Annotated in this window: 24 protein-coding genes; 18 read left to right on the top strand and 6 right to left on the bottom strand. The window is 58.9% G+C overall.

Translation table 11 applies throughout. The features are described from left to right. Positions 1-14 precede the first annotated feature (14 nt). Genes era through lepB form a run of 3 tightly spaced genes read right to left on the bottom strand, consistent with a single transcriptional unit; the run spans position 15 to position 2,445 of the window. Entirely contained in the window at positions 15-932 is a 918-nt protein-coding gene (era, locus tag PO778_RS05480; RefSeq protein ID WP_271438891.1) for a GTPase Era, read from the bottom strand. Then, positions 929-1,600: a ribonuclease III gene (gene rnc / locus PO778_RS05475; RefSeq protein ID WP_271438890.1), complete on the bottom strand. Its 672-nt coding sequence runs from the start codon at positions 1,598-1,600 to the stop codon at positions 929-931. The genes era and rnc overlap by 4 nt, the downstream gene beginning before the upstream one ends. After that, entirely contained in the window at positions 1,597-2,445 is an 849-nt protein-coding gene (lepB, locus tag PO778_RS05470) for a signal peptidase I (RefSeq protein WP_160730045.1), read from the bottom strand. The genes rnc and lepB overlap by 4 nt, the downstream gene beginning before the upstream one ends. Before the next feature lie 149 nt (positions 2,446-2,594). On the opposite strand from lepB, the gene pgi reads away from it, so the two are divergent. The 18 genes from pgi to PO778_RS05380 all read left to right on the top strand — a co-directional run bounded on the left by pgi (position 2,595) and on the right by PO778_RS05380 (position 20,257). Next, positions 2,595-4,121, top strand: coding sequence for a glucose-6-phosphate isomerase (pgi, locus tag PO778_RS05465; protein ID WP_271438889.1), 1,527 nt, complete (start codon positions 2,595-2,597; stop codon positions 4,119-4,121). Between the two features lie 77 nt (positions 4,122-4,198). Beyond that, complete coding sequence (locus PO778_RS05460) at positions 4,199-5,512, top strand: MFS transporter (RefSeq protein ID WP_271438888.1); 1,314 nt, start codon at positions 4,199-4,201, stop codon at positions 5,510-5,512. 95 nt (positions 5,513-5,607) lie between these two features. Then, positions 5,608-6,954, top strand: a complete 1,347-nt coding sequence (gorA, locus tag PO778_RS05455; protein ID WP_271438887.1) for a glutathione-disulfide reductase — start codon at positions 5,608-5,610, stop codon at positions 6,952-6,954. A 29-nt stretch (positions 6,955-6,983) separates the two neighbouring features. Continuing rightward, on the top strand, positions 6,984-8,033 hold the full coding sequence (locus tag PO778_RS05450; protein ID WP_271438886.1) for an NAD-dependent epimerase/dehydratase family protein: 1,050 nt from the start codon (positions 6,984-6,986) through the stop codon (positions 8,031-8,033). A 98-nt stretch (positions 8,034-8,131) separates the two neighbouring features. Continuing rightward, positions 8,132-9,664, top strand: a complete 1,533-nt coding sequence (locus PO778_RS05445) for an acyl-CoA carboxylase subunit beta (protein ID WP_160730041.1) — start codon at positions 8,132-8,134, stop codon at positions 9,662-9,664. Continuing rightward, positions 9,661-9,975, top strand: a complete 315-nt coding sequence (locus PO778_RS05440) for a hypothetical protein (protein WP_271438885.1) — start codon at positions 9,661-9,663, stop codon at positions 9,973-9,975. Before PO778_RS05445 ends, PO778_RS05440 begins: the two co-directional genes overlap by 4 nt. Beyond that, a complete protein-coding gene (gene mce / locus PO778_RS05435) occupies positions 9,972-10,409 on the top strand; it encodes a methylmalonyl-CoA epimerase (RefSeq protein WP_271438884.1) in 438 nt (145 codons plus the stop codon). Before PO778_RS05440 ends, mce begins: the two co-directional genes overlap by 4 nt. After that, positions 10,406-10,849 (top strand): hypothetical protein, encoded by a 444-nt coding sequence (locus tag PO778_RS05430; protein ID WP_271438883.1) that lies wholly within the window; start codon positions 10,406-10,408, stop codon positions 10,847-10,849. Before mce ends, PO778_RS05430 begins: the two co-directional genes overlap by 4 nt. A gap of 81 nt (positions 10,850-10,930) precedes the next feature. Further along, a complete protein-coding gene (locus PO778_RS05425; protein ID WP_271438882.1) occupies positions 10,931-11,716 on the top strand; it encodes an enoyl-CoA hydratase-related protein in 786 nt (261 codons plus the stop codon). Next, entirely contained in the window at positions 11,716-12,327 is a 612-nt protein-coding gene (locus tag PO778_RS05420) for a glutathione S-transferase family protein (protein WP_271438881.1), read from the top strand. Before PO778_RS05425 ends, PO778_RS05420 begins: the two co-directional genes overlap by 1 nt. 10 nt (positions 12,328-12,337) lie before the next feature. Next, on the top strand, positions 12,338-14,497 hold the full coding sequence (gene scpA, locus PO778_RS05415; protein WP_271438880.1) for a methylmalonyl-CoA mutase: 2,160 nt from the start codon (positions 12,338-12,340) through the stop codon (positions 14,495-14,497). A 38-nt stretch (positions 14,498-14,535) separates the two neighbouring features. After that, positions 14,536-14,955, top strand: coding sequence for a DMT family transporter (locus tag PO778_RS05410; protein ID WP_160730654.1), 420 nt, complete (start codon positions 14,536-14,538; stop codon positions 14,953-14,955). Positions 14,956-15,088: 133 nt separating this feature from the next. Then, a complete protein-coding gene (locus tag PO778_RS05405; protein WP_271438879.1) occupies positions 15,089-15,499 on the top strand; it encodes a lysozyme inhibitor LprI family protein in 411 nt (136 codons plus the stop codon). Continuing rightward, entirely contained in the window at positions 15,496-16,506 is a 1,011-nt protein-coding gene (gene bioB / locus PO778_RS05400; RefSeq protein ID WP_271438878.1) for a biotin synthase BioB, read from the top strand. Before PO778_RS05405 ends, bioB begins: the two co-directional genes overlap by 4 nt. Before the next feature lie 211 nt (positions 16,507-16,717). Continuing rightward, a complete protein-coding gene (locus PO778_RS05395) occupies positions 16,718-17,518 on the top strand; it encodes a heme-dependent oxidative N-demethylase family protein (RefSeq protein WP_271438877.1) in 801 nt (266 codons plus the stop codon). Then, on the top strand, positions 17,515-17,865 hold the full coding sequence (locus tag PO778_RS05390; RefSeq protein WP_271438876.1) for a lysozyme inhibitor LprI family protein: 351 nt from the start codon (positions 17,515-17,517) through the stop codon (positions 17,863-17,865). Before PO778_RS05395 ends, PO778_RS05390 begins: the two co-directional genes overlap by 4 nt. Then, positions 17,865-19,886 carry an acetyl-CoA carboxylase biotin carboxylase subunit gene (locus tag PO778_RS05385; protein ID WP_271438875.1) on the top strand — a complete coding sequence of 674 codons (2,022 nt, stop codon included), beginning with the start codon at positions 17,865-17,867 and terminating at the stop codon, positions 19,884-19,886. The genes PO778_RS05390 and PO778_RS05385 overlap by 1 nt, the downstream gene beginning before the upstream one ends. Beyond that, positions 19,886-20,257 carry a tRNA-binding protein gene (locus PO778_RS05380; protein ID WP_160730028.1) on the top strand — a complete coding sequence of 124 codons (372 nt, stop codon included), beginning with the start codon at positions 19,886-19,888 and terminating at the stop codon, positions 20,255-20,257. The genes PO778_RS05385 and PO778_RS05380 overlap by 1 nt, the downstream gene beginning before the upstream one ends. Positions 20,258-20,266: 9 nt before the next feature. Here the strand turns inward: PO778_RS05380 and PO778_RS05375 are convergent, their stop codons facing one another. From PO778_RS05375 to PO778_RS05365, 3 genes are read right to left on the bottom strand one after another with little or no spacing between them, the layout of a single operon-like run. Beyond that, a complete protein-coding gene (locus PO778_RS05375) occupies positions 20,267-21,034 on the bottom strand; it encodes a cyclase family protein (protein WP_271438874.1) in 768 nt (255 codons plus the stop codon). A 32-nt stretch (positions 21,035-21,066) separates the two neighbouring features. Continuing rightward, positions 21,067-22,176: a 3-dehydroquinate synthase gene (gene aroB, locus PO778_RS05370; RefSeq protein WP_271438873.1), complete on the bottom strand. Its 1,110-nt coding sequence runs from the start codon at positions 22,174-22,176 to the stop codon at positions 21,067-21,069. Next, complete coding sequence (locus tag PO778_RS05365; protein WP_160730025.1) at positions 22,167-22,751, bottom strand: shikimate kinase; 585 nt, start codon at positions 22,749-22,751, stop codon at positions 22,167-22,169. The genes aroB and PO778_RS05365 overlap by 10 nt, the downstream gene beginning before the upstream one ends. Between the last annotated feature and the right edge of the window lie 45 nt (positions 22,752-22,796).

Raw genomic sequence — 22,796 nt, 5'->3', positions numbered from 1 at the left:
TTACCCGATACACACTACTTCCCCCAGTCTAGGCCCATTTCCTCGAAAACTTCCTTGTCATCGGCCCAGCGCTCATCGACTTTGACGTGCAGGAACAGGTGGACTTTCTGCCCCAGAACCTCTGCCAGTTCCTTGCGTGCTTCTTCGCCGATGGATTTGATGCGCTGTCCGCCTTTGCCGAGCACGATAGGACGCTGGCTTTCACGGCCAACGACGATCTGCTGGCGAATTTCCACGCTGCCATCATCGCGCTGGGTGTAGCTTTCCGGACGAACTGCACTGTCATACGGCAATTCTTCGTGCAGCTGGCGGTACAATTGTTCGCGGGTGATCTCGGCTGCAAGCAGGCGCTCGCTGGCATCGGAAACCTGATCTTCGGGGTAATGCCAGGGCCCCTCGGGCATGAGTGACGCCAGATATTCCTTCAGCTCTCCGACCCCGTCGCCGGTCAGGGCGGAAACGAAGAACACCTCCTCGAAAGCGACCTTGTCGTTCAGATCCTGGGCCAGCGCCAGAAGCGGCTCTTTCTTGGCTTTGTCGACCTTGTTGAGGACTAGGATCTTGCGTTCGGGCCTGTTGGAAAGCGCCTCCACCAGCGGTTCAAGCTCATGGCGGCGCTGTTTGATCGGGTCGACAAGCAGGACAATCGCGTCCGCTTCTTCCGCACCTTCCCAGGCCGCGCTGACCATCGCGCGGTCCAGCCTGCGCCGGGGCGCAAAGATGCCGGGGGTGTCGACCAAGATGATCTGCGTTTCGTCTGCGAGCGCAATGCCCATCATACGCGCACGGGTCGTCTGAGCCTTCGCGCTGGTAATCGCGACTTTTTGTCCAACGAGATTGTTGACCAGTGTGCTCTTGCCTGCGTTCGGTGCGCCTATAATGGCGACAACGCCGCATTTCGGGCTTGCTGCCGGTGTGTTTGTGTCGGTCACCCGAATTTCTCCATAAAGTTCTTTGCTGCGGCTGTTTCCGCTTCTTGCTTGCTCGAGGCGGTCGCCTCTGCATCGCCAACATTGTGTACTGTAACGCGCACCGTAAAGCTGGCCTTGTGGTCGGGTCCGGAACGGTCGACCATGCGATATTCGGGCGGCCGGCGCTTGTTTCCAGCGGCCCATTCCTGAAGTGCGCTTTTCGGATGCTTCGACTTTCCTGCGGTGCCGCCCAGTTGTTCTGCCCACATCTGCTGGATCAGCTTTTGCGTGGCATCGAACCCGGCATCGAGGAATGATGCGCCAAGCAGCGCCTCCATCACATCGCCCAGCACGTTGCTGCTCATCGCTGCGCCATCGTCGCGCGCCTGTTTGCCCAGACGGATATGATCGGACACGCCAATTTTCAGCGCGACATCGGCGCAGGCGCCCTTGCTGACCAGAACATTCAATCGCTGCGCCAGTGCACCTTCCGCGCCGTCCATTTCATGGAATAGCCAATCGGCGATGGTCAGGCCAAGAACCCTGTCACCAAGGAATTCCAGCCGCTGATAATCGATCTTCTCATCGGTGCTGCCGTGCGTCAGTGCCTCGGCCCAGCGCGCATCGTCTTTAACCGAGAATCCCGATTTCTTCAGCCACTTCAGGGTGCTGCCTTCTAGCTGCGTCAAATGTCGTCTCCCAGCCGCTCGGCCCGCAATGCACTGAACCAGGTCCACGGCAAAAGCCATTCGGCGGAACCGTCTGTCGACCACATGATGGTGCTGGCCCGTGCAACCAGCAGCTCTTGCGGGACGATACCTACACCGCGCTGGGCCTCTGCCGGGAAGCGGCTGTCCTGCGAATTGTCGCGGTTGTCACCCATTACGAACATTTGCCCCTCCGGCACGATGACGGGTTCGAAATTGTCCACGAACATCGGGCCGAAATCCAGAACGTTGAAGCTCTTGCCCGATGGCAGAGTCTCACGGAACTGGCGGTAGCTGCAAGCCAGCCGGCCATCGTCCAGCGTGACCTGTTCGGCCAGCACATGGCAGCTGGTGTTGGGCGAAAGCGCCAGCACGAAATCTTCGATCTGAACCTTGGGGATTGGCTGGTCATTCAGCACCACCTGGCCGTTGACCATGCCGATCGTGTCGCCGGGCAGGCCGATGACACGCTTGATATAGTCGGTGCCGTCGACCGGGTGCTTGAAAATTACGACATCGCCGCGCTCAGGCTCACCGGCAAAAATGCGTCCGGGAATGAGCGGCGCGCCTAACGGCAGCGAGGCGCTGGTGTAGCCATAGGGCCATTTGGCGGCGACCAGATAATCGCCATTGCGCAAGGTAGGCAGCATGCTTTCGCTGGGGATGTTGAACGGCGAGAAGATGAAGCTGCGGAATATCATCACCACGAGCACCAGCTTCAACAGGAATACGAAGAAATTATCTTCCTTCTTCACCGGTTCTGCCGCTGCTGGTTCGGCATTTTTTTCGAGTTCCGTCACGTTTGTTTCGGCGGTGCTATCGGTCATTCTTTGCGTATTCTTTCCAGACGTGTCGGGGAACCGGAGCGCGCGCATGTCCCGCATCGGCAGGAAATTCGTATCCGGAGCGCAGCAACGGGTTCCAAATCATTGGCTTGGTCCCTACTCGGAAGAGCAAGATACAGGAAGGATTTTTCATGGCCGATAATGTTGCAGCGATCTGGGATAAGCTGAAATCCCATGATGACGCATCGCTGACCGAATTGTTTGCCGATACAGACCGTGTTTCGAAACTGTCGGATCGCATCGAATGGGGCGAAGGCGAACTCACTTCGGGTATCCTTTTCGACTGGTCGAAAACCCATCTGGATGACGGTCTGATTGCGGGGTTCGAAGAACTCGCGGATGCAGCCGATTTCGCTGGCAAACGTGCCGCACTGTTCGGCGGGGAAAAGATCAACAACACCGAAGGCCGCGCTGTCCAGCACACGGCACAGCGCGGTGTCGGCACCGAGGCGGCGGTTGAAGAAGCTATGGCGCTGCACGCGCGCATGCGGATGCTGGTAGAGGCAATCCATGACGGCGCGCTGGGCGAGGTCAAGCATCTCATTCACATCGGGATTGGCGGTTCCGCACTGGGGCCCGCACTGGCGGTGGATGCGCTGACCCGCGATCTTGCGCTGGTCGATGTCCATGTGGTTTCGAACATTGACGGGGTTGCTTTGGAACAGGCTTTTGCCGCCTGCGATCCCAAGACAACCATGCTGGCGGTCGCATCCAAGACATTCACCACGATCGAAACCATGACGAATGCGCAGAGCGCGCTCAAATGGCTGGCGGATGGCGGAATATCCGATCCTTCGGGACGGGTCGTCGCACTCACGGCAAGCCCGGAAAAAGCGGTCGAGTGGGGCGTGGATGAAACCCGCATCCTGCCTTTCAGCGAGACCGTTGGCGGACGGTACTCACTTTGGTCCAGCATCGGTTTCCCGGTCGCTATGGCTGTCGGCTGGGACGAATTCGAACAGTTCCTCGCCGGGGCCCAGGCGGTCGATTTGCATTTCGAGAAAGCCAACGGCCGGGCGAACCTGCCGCTGCGCGCGGCTTTTGCCGATCAGTTTTATTCGCGCATCAAGGGCTGCCAGACCCGGGCGGTGTTCGCATATGACGAGCGTCTTGGCCTGTTCCCCGACTACCTCCAGCAGCTGGAAATGGAGAGCAACGGCAAGAGCGTCACCGCACAGGGCAAGCCTGTTGATGGACCAACAGCGCCAATCACCTGGGGCGGAGTGGGGACCGATGCGCAGCATGCAGTTTTCCAATTGCTGCATCAGGGCACCAGGCTTGTCCCGGTCGATTTTATCGCCAGCATTGCACCCGGCGATGACCTCGATCCCGCGCACCACCGGATCTTGCTCACCAATTGTTTCGCGCAGGGTGCGGCCCTGATGGCAGGCAAGGCCAACAAGGACGGCGCCCGCAATTTCGAAGGTAACCGGCCAAGTGCAACTATGCTGTGCGATGATCTGGATGCGGCAACACTGGGCGCGCTGATCGCTTTCCACGAACACCGGACCTTTGCCAATGCGGTCCTGATGGGAATCAATCCTTTCGACCAGTTCGGAGTGGAACTGGGCAAGGAGATGGCCAAAAGCATCGAGGCAGGCGGTCAGGAGTTCGATTCCAGTACAGAGCAGCTTCTGACGGCTGCCGGGCTTTCCTGACCCTAATTTGCGACCGGGGGCAGGCGTTGCCGCGCTAGATCTGGTCCCGATTCCGACTTTCGTGCATTGGGGTGGCAATGGCACACGATGGCAGCACATTGGAGCAAGCCTTTCAGGCTATCGCGATCGATGATGAAGGTCGCGCCTGCAAGGACATACCCGGCAGTGCCTGCAACGATCAGCCGCGCAATTTCTTCACCCATGTTGGCTCGCTTTCACTGAGCAAGCTGGCTGACGGCCTGATTGATCCAAAGCTGGTGCTCAGCTGGCTGATGACGTCGCTTGGCACCCCGGCCTACTTGATCGGGCTATTGGTGCCGGTTCGCGAATCCGGCGCTTTGTTGCCGCAGCTGTTTACTGCCGGCACGATCCGGGAAATGCCGCTGCGAAAATATGCCTGGGCAGCGGGCGCCGGGGTACAGGGACTGGCGGCGCTGGGTCTGTTCGCCAGCGCCATGCTGCTGAAGGGCGAACTGGCCGGTTGGGCAATGCTTGGATGTCTGGCGGTCCTTGCTCTTGCGCGCAGTGTTTGTTCGGTATCGTACAAGGATGTGCTCGGCAAAACGGTCGCCAAGTCCCGCAGAGGCACCGCGACAGGGCTGGCATCGTCGGTGTCTGCAGCATTCGTGATCGTGTTCGCGGTGATGCTGATCACGGACTGGTTGCCGCGCATGGAACTCGTGCTCGGCGCACTAGCATTGGCTGGCATCCTCTGGATCATCAGCGCTTTCCTGTTCCTGATGCTGGAGGAGAAGAAGGGGGCGACGGAAGGCGGGGGGAGCCAATCCGCACTCTTCAGACAGCACTACCGCGTACTGAAGAACGACCGGCAGCTACGCACTTTCATCCTCGCAAGAGCTTGCCTGACGGCGACCGCACTGGCACCGCCATTTATGATCTCTGCTGCTTCGGCGGGCGGGCAAAGCGCATTTGAAGGCCTCGGATTTCTTGTCCTTGCTTCTTCCGGTGCTGCGCTTGTCAGTTCGACTGTGTGGGGCCGGCTGGCGGACCGGTCGAGCCGTAAGGTGCTGTTCTATGCGGGGGGTGCAGGCGCTGCTGCGCTCGCGGCGACTTCCATCTCAGCAGGCCTTGGTTTTCTGGAATTCGTCTGGGTTTTGCCAGCGCTGCTGCTGGTTCTGATGGTTGCATATCAAGGGGTGCGGCTTGGCCGCTCGACCCACCTTGTTGACATGGCGGATGAAGACACAAGGGCAATTTATACCGCCGTTTCCAACACCATAATCGGCATTGTGCTGATCGCTGGCAGCCTGTTTGGCGTGATCGCTTCGCTGGTTGGGGAAATGCCGGTTCTTGCTGTGATGGCGGCGCTCTGTGCGATTGGAGCATTTTTCGCCTGGAGACTGGAAGAGGTCCAGGCGGGCAAAATGTAACCAACCCGGAGTGCAAGACGGAAAGACAAACAACCAATGAGCCGTTGCAATGTACCGGACGATAGTCTTGGGAAGCGGCAAGGAGATTAGCCTACATGTCCGATTATGATTTCGACCTTTTCACCATCGGTGCCGGTTCCGGCGGTGTTCGCGCATCGCGCGTGGCGGCAGCGCACGGCGCAAAAGTGGCCGTGGCCGAGGAATACCGCGTAGGCGGAACCTGTGTCATTCGCGGCTGCGTGCCCAAGAAGATGCTCGTTTATGGCGCGCATTTCGCGGAGGATCTGGAGGATTGCCAAGCGTTCGGATGGACCATCGAGAAGGCTGAATTCGACTGGGTGAAACTGCGTGACAACGTTCAGAAAGACGTTTCGCGCATCGAAGGGCTGTATACCGAAACGCTTGAAAATCACGATGTCACGATTTTCAACGAACATGCGAAAATTACCGGTCCCAACGAAATTACGCTGGAAGACGGCACGGTGAAGACCGCCCGCTATATTCTGGTCGCAACCGGCGCCCGCCCGCGCATTCCGGGCTGTGGCGGCGCTGAACTTGGCATCACGTCCAACGAGGCGTTCCATCTCGACAAGCTACCGAAGAAAATCCTGATCGCCGGAGGCGGCTACATCGCCAACGAATTTGCCGGCATCTTCAATGAATTCGGTGTGCATGTGACAATCATCAATCGCGGCGACCAATTGCTGCGATCGTACGATGAATCGGTGCGTGACAGGCTGCTTCAGATATCGGTGATGAAAGGCATCGAGTTCCGTTTCAATGCGGAATTCCAAAGCATTTCTGAAACCGAGAATGGGTGCCTGAAGGTGGAAATGTCGAATTTCGATCCGCTCGAAGTCGACTGCGTTCTGTATGCAACCGGCAGGGTTCCGCAGACGGAGAATCTGGGGCTGCAAGACGTCGGTGTCGAGCTGGACGAAAATGGAGCGATCAAGGTCGATGCACATTCCAAATCATCGGTCGACAGCATTTATGCGGTTGGCGATGTGACCGACCGAATCCAGCTGACCCCTGTCGCAATTCGCGAGGGGCAGGCATTTTCCGACACTGTGTTCGGCGACAAGCCCACCACCGTCGATTACAGCTGCGTGCCCAGCGCGGTGTTCAGCCATCCGCCGATTGCAGCGGTCGGGATGACTGAAAGCGAAGCGAAGAACAAACTGGGTTCCGTAAAGGTCTATCAGTCCGATTTCCGTGCGATGAAGAACGTGGTCGCTGGGCGGAACGAGCGCAGCCTCTATAAAATGATCTGCGACGGCGACAGCGGCAAGATCGTGGGCATCCACATGATCGGCCCCGAAGCACCGGAGATCATGCAGGCAGCGGCAATCGCGGTGAAGGCAGGGCTGACCAAGGATGATTTCGACGCGACCGTGGCGATCCATCCGACCATGGCGGAGGAGCTCGTCCTGCTGAAGTAAGTTGCGGGCCAAAACCACAGCCGCTAGCCATGCGCGATAAGCATAAATGGGAGTTGCAAATGGCGGGTACGGTTCTGGTGACTGGCGGCACAGGGTATATCGGCGGCGAGGTGATCGATCAGTTGCTAGCCAAGGGGTATACGGTCCACACCACCGTTCGCAGCAAAGCCAAGAGCGAGGAACGACTGCACCAGCGCTGGAAAGATGCCACCGGGCGCCTGAAGGTGTTTGAGGCAGACCTGATGTCAGATGACGGATGGGCTGGCGCAAATGCTGGCTGTGATGCCGTCGCGCATGTCGCCTCGCCATTCCCGATGGGCGTGCCCAAAGACAAGAACGATCTGGTGATCCCTGCCATGGAAGGGACGCTGCGGGCGCTGAAATTCGCGCATCAGGCCAGGATCAATCGCTTTGTGCAGACCAGTTCTGCGGCAGCGATCGCCTATGGTCAGAAAAACAAGGACCACTTCGACTATACCGATTGGACCGACCTGACCGAAGGCGTGCCGCCTTACATCGAATCCAAGACGGTGGCCGAACGGTCAGCGCGCGACTGGGTTGCCACAAACGCGCCTGACATGATTTTCTGTTCGATCAATCCCGTTGCAGTGTTCGGCCCGGTTTATGATGATGACCTCTCCACCAGCGTGGAGATGGTCAAGAAGATCATGGACGGATCGATCCCGATGGCACCAAACATGGGCATTTGCGTGACCGATGTGCGCGATGTGGCCGAAGCGCATGTGCGCGCAATAGAGGCACCCGCGGACAAGGTCCGGGGGGAGCGTTTCCCGACCTCGCAAAAATTCATGTGGATCGAGGAGATGGCGGATACCGTGCGCCAGCGTGCGCCCGAATTCTCAGCGAAGGTGCCGACCCGGCGGATGCCCGATTTTCTGGTGAAACTGCTCGCGCTGTTCATGCCAGAAATGAAACAGATCAAGGGCGAACTCGGCAATGTCCGGGACGTGTCGGGCAAGCACACCGAGGACGTACTCGGTTACCGTTTCATCACGGCGGAACAGACAATCGAAGACACCGTCCGCAGTCTCGTCGCGCACGGGATCGTGAAGGTTTGAAGCGACTAAAGGCGGGGCACCGCTTGACCGGATCGATCAGCCATGGCTAGGCGAGTTATCTAACTATGTGCGTTCAGCAGCATTAATCAGGGAACTTCATGTCAGCTAATATCGCCGAAATGGAAAAGCGCCGCGCAGCAGCCCGTATGGGCGGCGGGCAAAAGCGGATTGACGCGCAGCATGCCAAGGGCAAGCTGACCGCACGCGAACGTCTCGATATTCTGCTCGACGAAGGCAGCTTCGAAGAAGTCGATATGTATGTCGAGCATGACTGCGTCGATTTCGGCATGGCCGAAACCAAGATCCCCGGCGACGGGGTGGTTACCGGCAGCGGCACGATCAATGGCCGTCTGGTCTACGTTTATAGCCAGGATTTCACCGTGTTCGGCGGCTCGCTGTCAAAACGCCATGCGGAGAAAATCTGCAAGGTGATGGAAACCGCCATGAGAAACGGCGCACCGGTGATCGGATTGAACGACAGCGGCGGCGCGCGCATCCAGGAAGGCGTGGCATCGCTGGGCGGCTATGCCGATGTGTTCCAGCGCAACGTGCTGGCCAGCGGCGTGGTGCCGCAGATCAGCCTGATCATGGGGCCATGCGCGGGCGGGGCGGTCTATTCCCCTGCCATGACCGACTTCATCTTCATGGTGAAGGACAGCTCCTATATGTTCGTGACCGGTCCTGATGTGGTCAAAACCGTGACCAACGAAGTGGTGACGCAGGAAGAGCTGGGCGGCGCGGTTACGCACACCACCAAAACTTCCGTCGCTGACCTGGCATTCGAAAACGATATCGAGACGCTGCTCGCGACGCGCGATTTCTTCGACTATTTGCCGTTGTCGAACCGCGAGGCTGTGCCCGAAAGGCCAACCGCCGACCCGTTCGACCGCGAGGAAATGAGCCTCGACACGCTCATTCCCGACAATGCCAACCAGCCATACGATATGCACGAAGTGATCCGTAAGGTGCTGGACGAAGGCGATTTCTTCGAGGTCCAGCCCGCCCATGCAGGCAACATATTGTGCGGTTTTGGCCGGGTGGAAGGGCGCACGGTCGGCGTGGTCGCGAACCAGCCCATGGTGCTGGCGGGCGTGCTCGACATCAACGCATCGAAGAAGGCCGCGCGCTTCGTGCGGTTCTGCGATGCGTTTGAGATTCCGATCCTGACCTTCGTTGACGTGCCCGGCTTCCTGCCCGGCACCGCACAGGAGCATAATGGCATCATCAAACACGGCGCCAAGCTGCTGTTCGCCTATGCCGAGGCGACCGTGCCCAAGATCACCGTGATCACCCGCAAGGCATATGGCGGGGCGTATGATGTGATGGCGTCGAAGCACCTGCGCGGCGACCTCAACTACGCTTGGCCGACCGCAGAAATCGCGGTGATGGGCGCAAAAGGCGCGGTGGAGATCATATTCCGTCAGGACCGCGACGATCCGGGCAAAATCGCCGAGAAAACGAAGGAATACGAAGACCGCTTCGCCAACCCCTTCGTCGCGGCATCACGCGGGTATATCGACGAAGTGATCCACCCGCATTCAACGCGGAGGCGGATTGCGCTGGGCTTGCGGAAATTGCGCAACAAGCAGCTCGAGAACCCGTGGAAGAAGCATGACAATATTCCGTTGTGACTCACGATAGAAAACATTGGGCGCAGTCTAATGCTGAGCCAGAGGAAGGGGCACCGGCGGGGGTCCGCCCGATTAGCCTTGAGGCGCTCAATCATTTGGGCGTGGACGCGAGTGGCGACCTCTACTGGATCGACACAAAGATACTCACGGCGAAGAAAGAGTTTCGGCTCAGTATTTTCCAAGGCTTGCTTGCCTCGGTGACAGCGCTTTCTGCGGCAATTGCGGCAGGTGCAGCCTGTGTTTCCGTGTATATTGATTGGAATGAAAGCTTGAGCACGCCTTCAGCGCAAATTGAGAACACATCAAAATGAAACTTGGCCGTCTCAACCATATCGGCGTCGCAACGCCTTCGATCGCGGACTCCATCGCGCATTACCGCGATGTGATGGGCGCAACTGACATAACCGAACCGTTCGACCTGCCCGAGCAGGGGGTGAAAGTATGCTTCGTCAACACCCCCACAGATTCCGGCATGAACGGGACGCAGATCGAACTGATCGAGCCGTTTGATGAAAGCAGCCCCATCAACGGTTTCCTCGCAAAGAACCCCGCCGGCGGGCAGCATCATCTTTGTTACGAGGTTGAGGATATCGGCGCGGCCCGCACGTGGTTCGAGGGGCAGGGCAAGCGCATCCTCGGCCCCACGCGCATCGGCGCGCATGGCACGCCGATCTTCTTCCTCCACCCCAAGGACATGATGGGGCAGCTGACCGAAATCATGGAAACGCCCAAGAACGGGCATTGACCGGAAAGCAGGCGGCCGGAGGGAACATGCACGCATCAGATAATACGGGAACGCGTGTCGGCTATCTCGGTCTGTTCGCCTGTATCCTCACAGTAATCGTGTTCGTCGTTGCGGATCAGGCGCTCAATTTTGATCCCTGCAACAATGTTTTTAAGCAAGCTGGTGCCGAATGCCTCGAATCCGGGTGGGGCGGCGTTTTGGTTGGCTTGTTCTTCGCCTTCATCGGTGCCTCCATTGCGGTTGGCGCGGTTCTGAGGGGGCGCAAAGTGCTGGGCAACCGCTTGGAGGCATTTCTCCTCGGCTGGATTGGCCTTTGCATGACGGCGATTGGTACGGCTGCGATGTATGCTGGATTTAGCATGATAGGGTCAGATTTGAGCGGTAAGTCGCAGGGGAGCGTAGAAGTGCAGGCGAGTTCTGCTGATCGCGGCAATTCCTGACCCGCCGCGTTCTATCGGCCTTGCTATCCGCCCATCCGGCGCGCTAACCCGGTTTCAAATCAGGACTTCTGGGAGAGATATATGAGCTACGAAACCATCACCGTCGAGAAAGATGGGCCGCTGACCACGATCACGCTGAACCGGCCCGATCGGCTGAACGCGATGCCGCCGCAAATGGCGGATGAAATCGGCGCTGCATTCTACGATCTCGGCGATGCGCGCGCGGTGCTGATCACCGGCGCGGGCAAGGGTTTCTGCTCTGGCGCGGATTTGTCCGCTCGCGGGGACCGGACCGAACGCGAGAACAAGGGCGGCAGCCATCTCGCCCTGCAAAACCATTACAACCCGGCAATCAGTCTGGTCATGCGTGCGCCGGTGCCGGTGATTTGCGCGGTTAACGGGCCTGCGGCCGGTGTCGGCTGTTCGCTCGCATTGGCGGCAGATTTTACTCTGGCCGGCAAGAGTGCCTATTTCCTGCAGGCCTTCGTCAATATCGGCCTGGTTCCTGATGGCGGATCGACCTGGCTGCTGGCTCGCGCAATCGGCCGTGCCCGCGCCACCCGCATGATGATGCTGGGTGAAAAGATCGGTGCGGAGCAGGCAGAGGATTGGGGCCTGATTTACAAGGCGGTCGAAGACGACGCGCTGATGGCCGAGGGAAAGGCACTGGCGGAAAAACTCGCCAACGGCCCGACGCTTTCACTCGCCACGATGAAGCGCAACATCGCCACCGCGATGGACGGCACCCTGCCGGAAATCCTGCTGGCAGAGGCAGAGGGGCAGCGCATCGCAGGTGCCAGCGCAGACGCGATGGAGGGCGGCATGGCTTTCCTCCAGAAACGCAAACCTGAATTCAAGGGCAAGTAATGCTGTTTTACGACAGCCCGAACCCCGCGCCGAACCCGCGCCGCGTGCGTATATTCGCGGCGGAGAAAGGGATTGAGCTTCCCAGCCGGGAAATCTCGATCCCCAATCGGGAACAGAAATCGGAAGAGTTTCTCGCGATCAATCCGCGCGGGCAGACACCTGCCTTGGAGCTCGATGACGGTACGGTGATCACGGAAAGTATTTCGATCTGCCGCTACCTTGAGGCGCAGCACCCGCAGCCGGCCCTGTTGGGCACCGATCCGGTGGAAATCGCGCAGATTGATATGTGGGTGCGCCGCGCGGAAATGATCCTGATGGCGCCGGTTGGTGCGGTGTGGGTGCATACCCATCCGTTCACCGCCGCCATTCCGGGTCGCAACCAGAAATATGGCGAGGCATCGCGTCCGCGTGTGGAAGAGGCATACCGGTTTTTCGACCAGTCGCTGCAGGGCCGCGAATTTCTGGCCAGCGACAGCTATACCATCGCCGATATCGTGCTGCTTACAACTATGGACTTCTCCGCCTTCGCGGGTTGCCCTGCGCCGGAAGATTGTGCAGCGCTGCACGCGTGGCACGCCGGTGTCAGCAGCAGGCCAAGCGCGGCCGCCTAAAGGATCCAATATGACTGACGCCTCCGATACAGGCCCCACCGTTTCCGACTGGAAAGAACTGGCCGACAAGGAGTCCAAGGGACGCAATCTCTCGACAGAGATGCCCGAGGGGTTTGCGGTTAAGCCGCTTTACACAGAGGCGGACAGCCGGGATCCCGGCCTTCCCGGTTTTGCCCCGTTCACCCGCGGCGTGAAAGCGACGATGTATGCGGGCCGCCCGTGGACGATCCGCCAGTATGCGGGGTTCTCGACCGCTGAGGAATCGAACGCTTTTTACCGCCGCAATCTGGCTGCAGGGCAAAAGGGCCTGTCCGTTGCTTTCGACCTCGCAACCCATCGCGGTTACGATTCCGATCATCCGCGCGTTGTCGGCGATGTGGGCAAGGCGGGCGTGGCGATCGACACGGTTGAGGATATGCAGATCCTGTTCGACCAGATCCCGCTGGATACCATGTCGGTTTCAATGACCATGAACGGCGCGGTCATACCTGTATTGGCGTTCTATATTGTCGCGGGTGAAAAGCAGGGTGTTTCGGCCGAGCAGCTGAGCGGCACGATCCAGAACGACATCCTCAAGGAGTTCATGGTCCGCAACACCTATATCTATCCGCCTGCGCCCAGCATGCGGATCGTGTCGGACATCATCGCCTATACCAGCGAAAACATGCCGCGCTTCAACAGCATATCGATTTCCGGCTATCACATGCACGAAGCTGGCGCGACTGCGGTTCAGGAACTTGCCTTCACCATCGCCGATGGCAAGGAATACGCCAAATCCGCAATGGCAACCGGGCTGGACATCGACGCGTTTGCCGGACGGCTCAGCTTCTTTTTCGGCATCGGCATGAATTTCTTCATGGAAATCGCCAAGCTGCGCGCCGCGCGGACGCTGTGGTACAAGGTGATGGACGATCTGGGCGCAAAGTCGGAACGCTCCAAAATGCTCCGAACGCATTGCCAGACATCGGGCGTGTCGCTGCAGGAGCAGGACCCGTATAACAACGTGATCCGCACCACGGTGGAGGCGATGGCCGCGACCTTGGGCGGAACCCAGTCGCTCCACACCAATGCGCTGGACGAGGCGATTGCCCTGCCTACCGATTTCAGTGCCCGGATTGCGCGAAACACTCAGCTGGTTTTGCAGGAAGAAACCGGCATCACCAATGTCGTCGATCCGCTTGGCGGCAGCTATTATATCGAGGCGCTGACCGCGAAACTGGTCGAGGAAGCGGAAACGCTGATGTCCGAAGTCGATGCAGCGGGCGGCATGACCAAATATGTCGCCAGCGGCGCGCCCAAGGCAGCTATTGAACGCGCAGCGGCGGAAAAACAGACCAGCGTCGACCGGGGCGAAACCGTGATCGTCGGGGTCAACAAATACCGCCGCGACAAAGAAGACGAGATCGAGACGCTCGATATCGACAACCACAAGGTTCGTCAGGGGCAGATCGCCCGCCTGAAAAAGAACCGCGAGAACCGCGACGAGGCCGCATGTCAGGCTGCACTGGCGGCGCTTGCCGAAGGCGCGAAGGCTGGCGGAAACCTGCTCGCACTGGCGGTGGAGGCTGCACGCCAGCGGGCATCGCTGGGCGAAATATCCACGGCGATGGAAGATGTTTTCGGGCGCTATGACACGGTGCCGACTCCGGTGAAGGGCGTTTACAAGAGCGCCTACGAATTCGACAAACGCTGGCAGCAGGTGCTGGACGGGGTCGATGCGGTTGAGCGGCGTCTTGGCCGCAAGCCCAGGATCATGGTCGCCAAAATGGGTCAGGACGGCCACGACCGCGGCGCCAATGTCATTGCCAGCGCATTTGGCGATATGGGCTTCGATGTGGTGTCAGGTCCGCTGTTCCAAACGCCGCAGGAAACACTGGAGATGGCGCTTGAAACCGGCGTGGATGCCATCGGTGCCAGCTCGCTTGCGGCAGGGCACAAGACCTTGATCCCCGAACTGATCGGATTGCTCAAGGATGCCGGTCGCAGCGACATCAAGGTCGTCGCGGGCGGTGTCATTCCGCCGCAGGATTACGAATTCCTGCGTGAGGCAGGCGTGCAGGGTATCTATGGTCCGGGCAGCAACGTGGTTGAATGCGGTGCGGACATGCTGCGCTTGCTGGGCCACAATATGCCGCCTGCGGGTGAGGATATGGACGAGGCTGCAGAGTGAGCGCTTCGTCTTCGACTGCGTTTGCACCCATCGCGGCAATGATGTTTGCAGCGGGCCTTGGGATCCCGGTGTTCGCGGCGCTCAATTCGGGGCTGGGGCAGCAGCTCGGCGGGCCAGTCGCGGCAACCGCAGTGACTTTTGCCATCGGCTTTGTGGTGGCAGCGGCGATGTTGGCGTTTACCGGCTTTCCCGAGCCTGCGGCGTTTACATTCGAGAAGCCGTGGCTCTGGATCGGCGCAGTGGTGATGCTGTTTTACGCCACGTCGGTGGCATATTCCGCGCCGCGTATCGGGCTTGGCAATGCGATCTTCTTCGTTTTGCTGGGACAAATCGTTGCCGCTGCAATCATCGACCATTTCGGTCTACTGGGGTCAATCCAGAGCGCGATCACACCTAAGCGCGCCCTTGGTCTCGTGGTAATGGCTGTTGGAATCTACCTCGCGCGGAAGCCTGTATGACTTGTCTTTCCGGCGAATTTTCTGGTGCTGCCATCTACGGCCCGGGCACCAATTTGGTCGAATGCGGCGCGGACATGCTACGGCTGCTGGGTCACAAAATGCCGCCTGCGGGTGACGGTCTGGAGACGGCGGAATGCTAATTTCGAGCATCTTACTAAGCTTATCGAATCCGGAGCATCCAGACACGTTGAATTGCGCTGAAATTGTAGACGATGATCTCGCTACGATGTGCGCGAGAGATCGTCTGACTGAGTCTTCTGCAGCCTTAAAATCCGAATATGTGAAAATGCTGGAGCTGATGAATCGAATTGATGAAGATGGCCAACCAGTAGGTTTCGTATCTGATATAACTGCAACTGAAGAATTCGGGCGTGCCCATGGCAATTGGCTGAATTATCGCGATTTTCATTGCTATTTCGAAGGCAGGCTTTCGAAAGACGCGTTGAGAATTCCGTCGACTATCCTTCTTTGTAGAGCACGGATGAATTGGGAAAAAACAGACCAATTTAGAGATTATCAAATTATGGCGAGAGACCATAAATGACCCAAATCCGCACCGACTGGACCCGCGAAGAAATTGCCGCGCTGTTCGACCTTCCCTTTACTGTGCTGCTGTTTCAAGCGGCAAGCGTTCACCGCGAGAACCATCCGCCCGAACAGATCCAGCTATGCACCCTGCTTTCGATCAAGACAGGCGGGTGTCCGGAGGATTGCGGCTATTGTTCGCAGTCGGTGAAGGCTGATAGCGAGGTTGAGGCGACCAAGCTGATGGAGGTGCAATCGGTCCTCCAGCGCGCGGCGCAGGCGAAGGACGCTGGCAGCCAGCGTTTCTGCATGGGCGCGGCATGGCGCAACCCGAAAGACCGCGACATGCCTGCGATCGTCGAGATCGTAAAGGGCGTGCGGGCCATGGGGCTTGAAACCTGCATGACGCTGGGGATGTTGACACCCGGACAAGCGGACATGCTCAAAGAAGCGGGCCTCGATTATTACAACCACAACGTCGATACGGGGCCGGAATATTACGAGCGGGTGATTTCCAGCCGCAAGTATGAGGACCGGCTCGACACGCTTCAGAACGTGCGCGATGCGGGCATCAACGTGTGCAGCGGCGGGATCGTGGGCATGGGCGAAACGCGGGATGACCGCGTCGGCTTCGTCCACACGCTCGCCACGCTGGAACGCCATCCGGAAAGCGTGCCGGTCAATGCGCTGGTGCCAGTGAAAGGCACGGTGCTGGGTGATATACTGGCAGATACGCCGCTCGCGAAAATCGACGATATCGAATTCGTTCGCACTGTGGCGGTCGCGCGCATCTGTATGCCTATGAGCATGGTGCGCCTCAGCGCTGGCCGCGAAAGCATGAGCGAGGCCGCTCAGGCGCTGTGTTTCATGGCGGGCGCCAATTCGATCTTCACCGGCGACAAATTGCTGACCGCACCCAATGCCGGCGACGACAGCGACAGCGCGCTGTTTGCAAAGCTGGGCCTGACCGCCCTGACGCAGGAAGAGCCCATGCGGGCGTGCAAGGTGAGCGAGCCGGCTGAGTGATTGCAAGAGCTTTCGCAGCGATACTGGCCGCAGCCGCAGCAATTACCGCGATGGCATTTGCGGCGCTGTGGTATTCGGCGGTGCCAAGGCCCGGCTGTGACTGGGCGCAAGACTTTTGCAGCGATTACGGTGCTTTCTATCTCGGTCTTGCGGTAATTTCGGCAATCGTTGCCGCACTGGCTTCAGCCATATTTATTCGGACAAGGCGGAAATGACACTGGGCTTTTGCGCCGATGAACTGCTGCCCCGCGCCCGCGGTGGCGGCGTGCTGAAAATGGGGCTGGCCAAGCTGGACGAGAGCGACTGGCTGCAGCCGCGCCCCGATCTTGCCGCCCGAGCCGAAGGGTTTGCGGCATATCCGGAAGGCATTCAGTTATCCGCAGAGGGTGCGGCGGCGGGGGCTGAACTTGCGGCGATGCTCGGTCTTTCAGGCGGACTTGCCGAGGCGGCGCGCGCGCATCACGAGGATATGTGCCTGCTAACTCTGCGGCCCGGGGACGAGCAATACCGCCTCGTCGGTGCGGCAGTCGCGTGGCCGTCTGACTGGACGCCCGCTGACAAGATGGGCCTGCCGCTGCGTGCGCTTCATGCTCCGATCCAGGGATATGAAGAACAACTTGCGAGCGGCGTCGATCACTTCATGGCCAAGCTGAAGCCCGGCGCGATCTATGGCCGGTGCAACTGGTTCATTGCAGCGACGGGCGAAAAACGCTGGGTGGCCGAACCGCCCGAGCAAGCTTTTTCCCATGTCACTCAGCAAAATGCTAGCGAAACCCTGTTCGTTCGCTCCGAACGTCAGACGCTGCGGCGTCTGCCGGAAACCGGCGCAATCCTGTTCACCATCGGGATTTATACATCGCCCCTGGGGCAGCTTTCTAGGCAGAACCAGGCGCGGCTTGGCGATGCAATGCGCTCGCTTCTGGAGGGCGAGGGGGACCGGCGCGGAGCAGGGGCTTACGCAGCCGCTTTAATCGGCTATGCGCAGAGGCAGGAGATTGAACGCACACCATGATTTTGTCCCTTCTTCTGGCGGCTTCCGCGCCCGCAGTTATCGACTGCGCAGATGCCATGACGCAGGCGGAGATGAACCGCTGTGCAGCGGCGGAATATCGCGCGGCGGATCACGATCTGAACGCTGCATGGCGTCTCGCACGTGCCCGTTCCGGCAGCGGCGAATCCGGCGACGAATTGCTTCAAGCGCAGCGCGCATGGATTGCTTTTCGCGATGCCCATTGTGCATTTGAAGCCGGTATCTATCGTGGCGGTTCGATCGTTCCGCTCATCCATTCGAATTGCATGACTTCACTTACCCGTGCGCGCACTGAACAGCTGCGCGCCTATGTTGAAATGGCCAATTGATGTTCAAGAAAATCCTTATCGCCAATCGCGGTGAAATTGCCTGCCGTGTAATCAAGACTGCCCGCCGGATGGGTATTCAGACGGTTGCAGTCTATTCTGACGCCGATGCGCGTGCACCCTTCGTGCGGATGGCCGACGAGGCGGTTCATATCGGCCCGGCACAGGCTTCCGAAAGCTATCTGGTCGCGGACAAGATCATCGCGGCTTGCAAACAGACCGGGGCAGAGGCCGTGCATCCCGGTTATGGCTTCCTTTCCGAGCGTGCGAGTTTCGTTGAACAACTCGCGAAAGAAGGCATCGAGTTTATTGGCCCGCCAGTCGGCGCGATTGCCGCGATGGGCGACAAGATCGAATCCAAGAAACTGGCGCGGGAAGCGGGCGTGAACGTTGTGCCCGGTTTCGTCGGTGAAATCCGCGATACGGACCACGCGGTCGAGATTAGCGGTGAAATCGGTTATCCGGTGATGATGAAGGCCAGCGCGGGCGGCGGGGGCAAGGGTATGCGGCTTGCCTATGATGAAAAGGATGTCCGCGAAGGGTTCGAGGCGACCAAGCGCGAAGGACTCAATTCCTTCGGCGACGACCGCGTTTTCATCGAGAAATTCATCGAAAACCCGCGGCATATCGAAATCCAGATCCTCGGCGACAGGCACGGCAACGTGATCTATCTCAACGAGCGCGAATGTTCGATCCAGCGCCGCCACCAGAAAGTGGTCGAAGAAGCGCCTTCGCCGTTTGTCACGCCAAAAATGCGCAAGGCCATGGGCGAGCAGTGCGTCGCTCTTTCGAAAGCGGTGGATTACCACTCGGCCGGTACCGTGGAACTGATTGTCAGCGGCGCGGACAAGACGGGGGAGAGTTTCTATTTCCTCGAAATGAATACCCGCCTGCAGGTCGAACACCCGGTGACCGAGGCGATTACCGGTGTCGATCTGGTGGAACAGATGATCCGTGTTGCCGCCGGCGAAAAGCTGGAGATCACGCAGGATGATGTGAAGATCGACGGTTGGGCCATCGAAAACCGTGTTTATGCAGAGGACCCCTATCGCGGTTTCCTGCCGTCAACCGGGCGTCTCGTGCATTACCAGCCACCGGTCGAACCGTGGGCCGATGACGGCGCGGAAAATGGCCGGCGCGGCGTTGACGGTATCCGCGTCGACGATGGGGTGTTCGAAGGCGGCGAAGTTTCAATGTTCTACGATCCGATGATCGCAAAACTGGTCACCTGGGGCGAAACCCGTGACGAGGCTGCTGATTTGCAGGTTCAGGCACTTGATGCGTTCCGGATAGAAGGGCTCGGCCATAACGTCGATTTCCTCAGCGCGATCATGCAGCACGAACGCTTCCGCAGCGGCGAACTCACCACCGGTTTTATCGCGGAGGAATATCCTGAAGGTTTCGAAGGTGCAGCCGCGTCCGATAAACTCAAACGGGGGCTGGCGGCGATCGGCAGCGTAATCGCGACTATCGATGCCGACCGTGCTCGGCGGATTGACCAGCAACTCGATGGGCCGCTTTATGCGCCTGGCGACTGGACAGTTCGGATCGGCGACAGCGACTATGAAGTGGTGCTGGAAGAAGAAGAGATCACCGTTGATGGAATCCCTGTCGAACTGGAGATGGAATACACCCCCGGCGACCGGATGGTGGACGTTGATCTGGGCGCAGAGACCATCACCATCCAGCTCAAGTCAACGCGGACCGACTATGATGTGACAACACGCGGGGCGACACATTCCTTGCGAATTCTGCCGACCCGTATTGCCGATCTGGCCGAGCATATGATCGAGAAAATTCCGCCTGATCTTTCGAAGATGCTGATCTGCCCGATGCCCGGTCTGCTGGTAAAGCTGCATGTGGAAGAAGGCGAGGAAGTCCAGCCGGGACAGCCGCTCGCCACGGTCGAAGCGATGAAGATGGAAAACATCCTGCGCGCAGAGAAAGCAGGCACCATCGCCAAGATCAACGCGGAACAAGGTGAAAGTCTGGCAGTCGACGCGGTCATTCTCGAGCTAGACTGATGCATCTGCTGCACGATCCGCAGGCTCCGGCTGCCGACCCGATTGCGTTCGACGATTTTCTGAAGGTCGACATTCGTGTCGGTACGATCGTGGTGGCGGAGGAGTTTCCCGAAGCGCGCAATCCTGCGTACAAATTGCAGATCGATTTCGGGGATATCATCGGCGTCAAGAAAAGCTGCGCCCAAATCGTCGCGAATTATCCGATTGATGAACTGCCGGGGCGGCAAGTTGCGGCGGTGGTCAATTTCCCGCCGCGTCAGATCGGCCCGGCGATGTCGGAAGTTCTCACGCTCGGTTTCGCAGATGGGGAGGGCGAGGTGGTCCTGTTCGCGCCGGATGTGAAGGTCGCCAATGGATCGCGCCTGTTCTGACTTTTCGCGTCAGTCGATGATTGCCACCGCCCTGATCCATCCGGCACTTGCCTTGTCGATCTTCACCGGAAAGCAGCTGACGGTGAAACCTTTGTCGGGCAGTGCCTTGAGGTTCGTCAGTTTCTCGATCTGATAATACGGGCGTATCCGGCCTGCCTTGTGACCTTCCCAGATGATTTTCGGATCGCGTGTTTCAGCCCAGCGTTTCGCCGTGTGGCTGAACGGCGCGTCCCAGCTCCACGCATCGGTTCCGACCACTTCGACCCCACGTTCAGTGAGGTAGAGTGTCGCTTCTTCGCCGAGGCCAACACCCTGATCGGTGAAGTTGTCTGTCCCGTAAATCGCACCCGACTGGACCAACACGATATCCAGCGGTTCGAGCGTGTGACCGATGCGTGCAAGCTCCGCCTCGAGCTCTGCAGCGGTGACCACGTGGCCATGCGGCAGTTCGCTGAAATCGAGCTTCACGCCGGGCCGCAGGAACCGGTCCAGCGGTGCCTCGTCGATACTGGGGGCTTTGCGCGCGCCGTTGTCGGTGGTGGAGTGATAGTGCCACGGGGCATCCATATGGGTGCCGTTGTGGGTCGACAGCTGCAGCATTTCGACCGCCCATCCTTCCCCGTCGGGCAAGTCATCCTTCTCCAGTCCGGGGAAGAACATCGCGATCTGCTGCCAACTGGTTTCGTGCGTCACGTATTCGATGCGCGGGCGCATAACATCAGGATCGGAGATCACATCGTTTGTGATCGGGATCGAAAGATCGATAAAACGTTTCATGCTGCGCAGCATTCACCGGCGCAGCGCCGAGGTCAATGCGCCTGTAGCTGCTCGTCCAGAAATGTGGAGACATCATCCAGACTGACATCATGATCAAGAAATGCTGCGCCTATGCTGCGCAGCAAAATGAATGGAAGGGTGCCTGCATCCATCTTCTTGTCATGCCGCATATGGTCAGCGAGGCGGGCACCATCGCAGTCCAAACCGAGCGCGGAAATCTCCGTCGGCAGGCCCGCAGAACCAATCGCCGCTGCGATCCTTTCGGCATCACCTAGTGACAGGAGGTCGCGCCTGGCAGAATAGCGGGCGGCGAGCACCATTCCCAGGGCAACGCCTTCGCCGTGCAGCAGTGCGGAAGAGTATCCTGTTTCCGCTTCCAAAGCATGGCCGAACGTATGACCCAGATTGAGCAGCGCCCTGCGTCCGGTCAGCTCGCGTTCGTCCTCAGCCACGATCCGCGCTTTGGTTTCGACGCTTCGCGAAACGGCAGTCTCAAGCGCTTGTTCGTCAAGCGCGACGACTTCTCCGCCATGGTTTTCGCACCAATCGAAAAATGCAGCGTCGCCCAGAATTCCGTATTTGATTACTTCTGCATAACCGGCACCAATCTCGCGCGGCGGCAGAGTTGTGAGCGAGTCCGTGTCGGCAAGGACCAGCGATGGCTGATGGAATGCCCCGATCAGGTTTTTGCCCGCAGCGGTGTTGATTGCGGTCTTCCCGCCAACCGACGAATCCACTTGTGCAAGCAATGTGGTCGGTACCTGGATAAAACCGCAGCCACGTTTGAGGATCGAGCAGGCAAAGCCGGTAAGATCGCCCGTCACTCCGCCGCCAAGGGCAATTACCTTGTCACCGCGCTCCACACTTTGGGCCAGCAGCCAATCGGTCAAACGTTCAAGTTCACGCCAGCTTTTTGACCCTTCTCCCGGCGCGACATCGTACCATGCGATTTCATGACCGGCATTGGACAGTGACTGTGCCAGACGATCACCATGATGCGCGCGTGCATTCTCATCCGCCACAACCGGGACGATGGTCTTGCGCAGAAAATCTCCGCAGATTTTGGCCGCATTTTCCAGCAACCCGCGTCCGACATGGACCTGATACGGCCGGCCGGCCAACTCCACGGGGATTACAGCCATCGGTCGATTGCCTTTAGAATTGCGATTGCGGTTTCATAATGCGGGCCGTCTTCGCTGCCCACCCGTATCTGGGCCTGCGAATAGAACGGTTCACGTTCCTTGTGCAGACGCGTCAATATTTCCTTGGGGTCGCCGGCACGCAGCAACGGCCGCGTATCGCGCCTGCCTGTCCGCTCCACCAGAATATCGATCTCACAATCAATCCAGACGGCGATCGCCTTGTCCAGAATAAGACTGCGGGTTTCGTCGTTGATAAATGCGCCGCCGCCAGTTGCGATCACACCGTCATGCTCCTCGATCAGTCTTGCGAGCACACGGCGTTCACCGTCGCGGAAATAGTCCTCGCCAAACTGCGCGAAAATCTCTGCCACAGAAAGCTGGGCGGCATCCTCGATTTCCTCATCGGCATCGACGAAATCGGAACCGATCAAGCTGGCAAGTTTGCGTCCGACGGTCGATTTTCCCGTCCCCATCAAGCCGACAAGCACGATTGGCCGATCGATCCGCGAGGCGATCGCGGCGATCTCTGCATCCGAAATGCCCGGATGATCGGTATTTTCACTCTCAACACGCATTGCCGCTTCGCCTATAGATGCGCTAGGCGGGGCGCAACCAAGGTT

Origin of the sequence: Pontixanthobacter luteolus, from assembly GCF_947494915.1 — a bacterium.
GTDB lineage: Bacteria > Pseudomonadota > Alphaproteobacteria > Sphingomonadales > Sphingomonadaceae > Pontixanthobacter > Pontixanthobacter luteolus.
The sequence above is the reverse complement of the archived record's forward strand: the minus strand, read 5'-3'. Positions and strand labels throughout refer to the sequence as shown.

Bases quoted from the DNA above. Each gene is read 5' to 3' on its own strand.
- lepB (WP_160730045.1), bottom strand. From the start codon at position 2,445: ATGACCGATAGCACCGCCGAAACAAACGTGACGGAACTCGAAAAAAAT.
- pgi (WP_271438889.1), top strand. From the start codon at position 2,595: ATGGCCGATAATGTTGCAGCGATCTGGGATAAGCTGAAATCCCATGAT.
- PO778_RS05460 (WP_271438888.1), top strand. From the start codon at position 4,199: ATGGCACACGATGGCAGCACATTGGAGCAAGCCTTTCAGGCTATCGCG.
- gorA (WP_271438887.1), top strand. From the start codon at position 5,608: ATGTCCGATTATGATTTCGACCTTTTCACCATCGGTGCCGGTTCCGGC.
- PO778_RS05450 (WP_271438886.1), top strand. From the start codon at position 6,984: ATGCGCGATAAGCATAAATGGGAGTTGCAAATGGCGGGTACGGTTCTG.
- PO778_RS05445 (WP_160730041.1), top strand. From the start codon at position 8,132: ATGTCAGCTAATATCGCCGAAATGGAAAAGCGCCGCGCAGCAGCCCGT.
- mce (WP_271438884.1), top strand. From the start codon at position 9,972: ATGAAACTTGGCCGTCTCAACCATATCGGCGTCGCAACGCCTTCGATC.
- PO778_RS05425 (WP_271438882.1), top strand. From the start codon at position 10,931: ATGAGCTACGAAACCATCACCGTCGAGAAAGATGGGCCGCTGACCACG.
- PO778_RS05420 (WP_271438881.1), top strand. From the start codon at position 11,716: ATGCTGTTTTACGACAGCCCGAACCCCGCGCCGAACCCGCGCCGCGTG.
- scpA (WP_271438880.1), top strand. From the start codon at position 12,338: ATGACTGACGCCTCCGATACAGGCCCCACCGTTTCCGACTGGAAAGAA.
- PO778_RS05410 (WP_160730654.1), top strand. From the start codon at position 14,536: ATGATGTTTGCAGCGGGCCTTGGGATCCCGGTGTTCGCGGCGCTCAAT.
- PO778_RS05405 (WP_271438879.1), top strand. From the start codon at position 15,089: ATGCTAATTTCGAGCATCTTACTAAGCTTATCGAATCCGGAGCATCCA.
- bioB (WP_271438878.1), top strand. From the start codon at position 15,496: ATGACCCAAATCCGCACCGACTGGACCCGCGAAGAAATTGCCGCGCTG.
- PO778_RS05395 (WP_271438877.1), top strand. From the start codon at position 16,718: ATGACACTGGGCTTTTGCGCCGATGAACTGCTGCCCCGCGCCCGCGGT.
- PO778_RS05390 (WP_271438876.1), top strand. From the start codon at position 17,515: ATGATTTTGTCCCTTCTTCTGGCGGCTTCCGCGCCCGCAGTTATCGAC.
- PO778_RS05385 (WP_271438875.1), top strand. From the start codon at position 17,865: ATGTTCAAGAAAATCCTTATCGCCAATCGCGGTGAAATTGCCTGCCGT.
- PO778_RS05380 (WP_160730028.1), top strand. From the start codon at position 19,886: ATGCATCTGCTGCACGATCCGCAGGCTCCGGCTGCCGACCCGATTGCG.
- PO778_RS05375 (WP_271438874.1), bottom strand. From the start codon at position 21,034: ATGAAACGTTTTATCGATCTTTCGATCCCGATCACAAACGATGTGATC.
- aroB (WP_271438873.1), bottom strand. From the start codon at position 22,176: ATGGCTGTAATCCCCGTGGAGTTGGCCGGCCGGCCGTATCAGGTCCAT.
- PO778_RS05365 (WP_160730025.1), bottom strand. From the start codon at position 22,751: ATGCGTGTTGAGAGTGAAAATACCGATCATCCGGGCATTTCGGATGCA.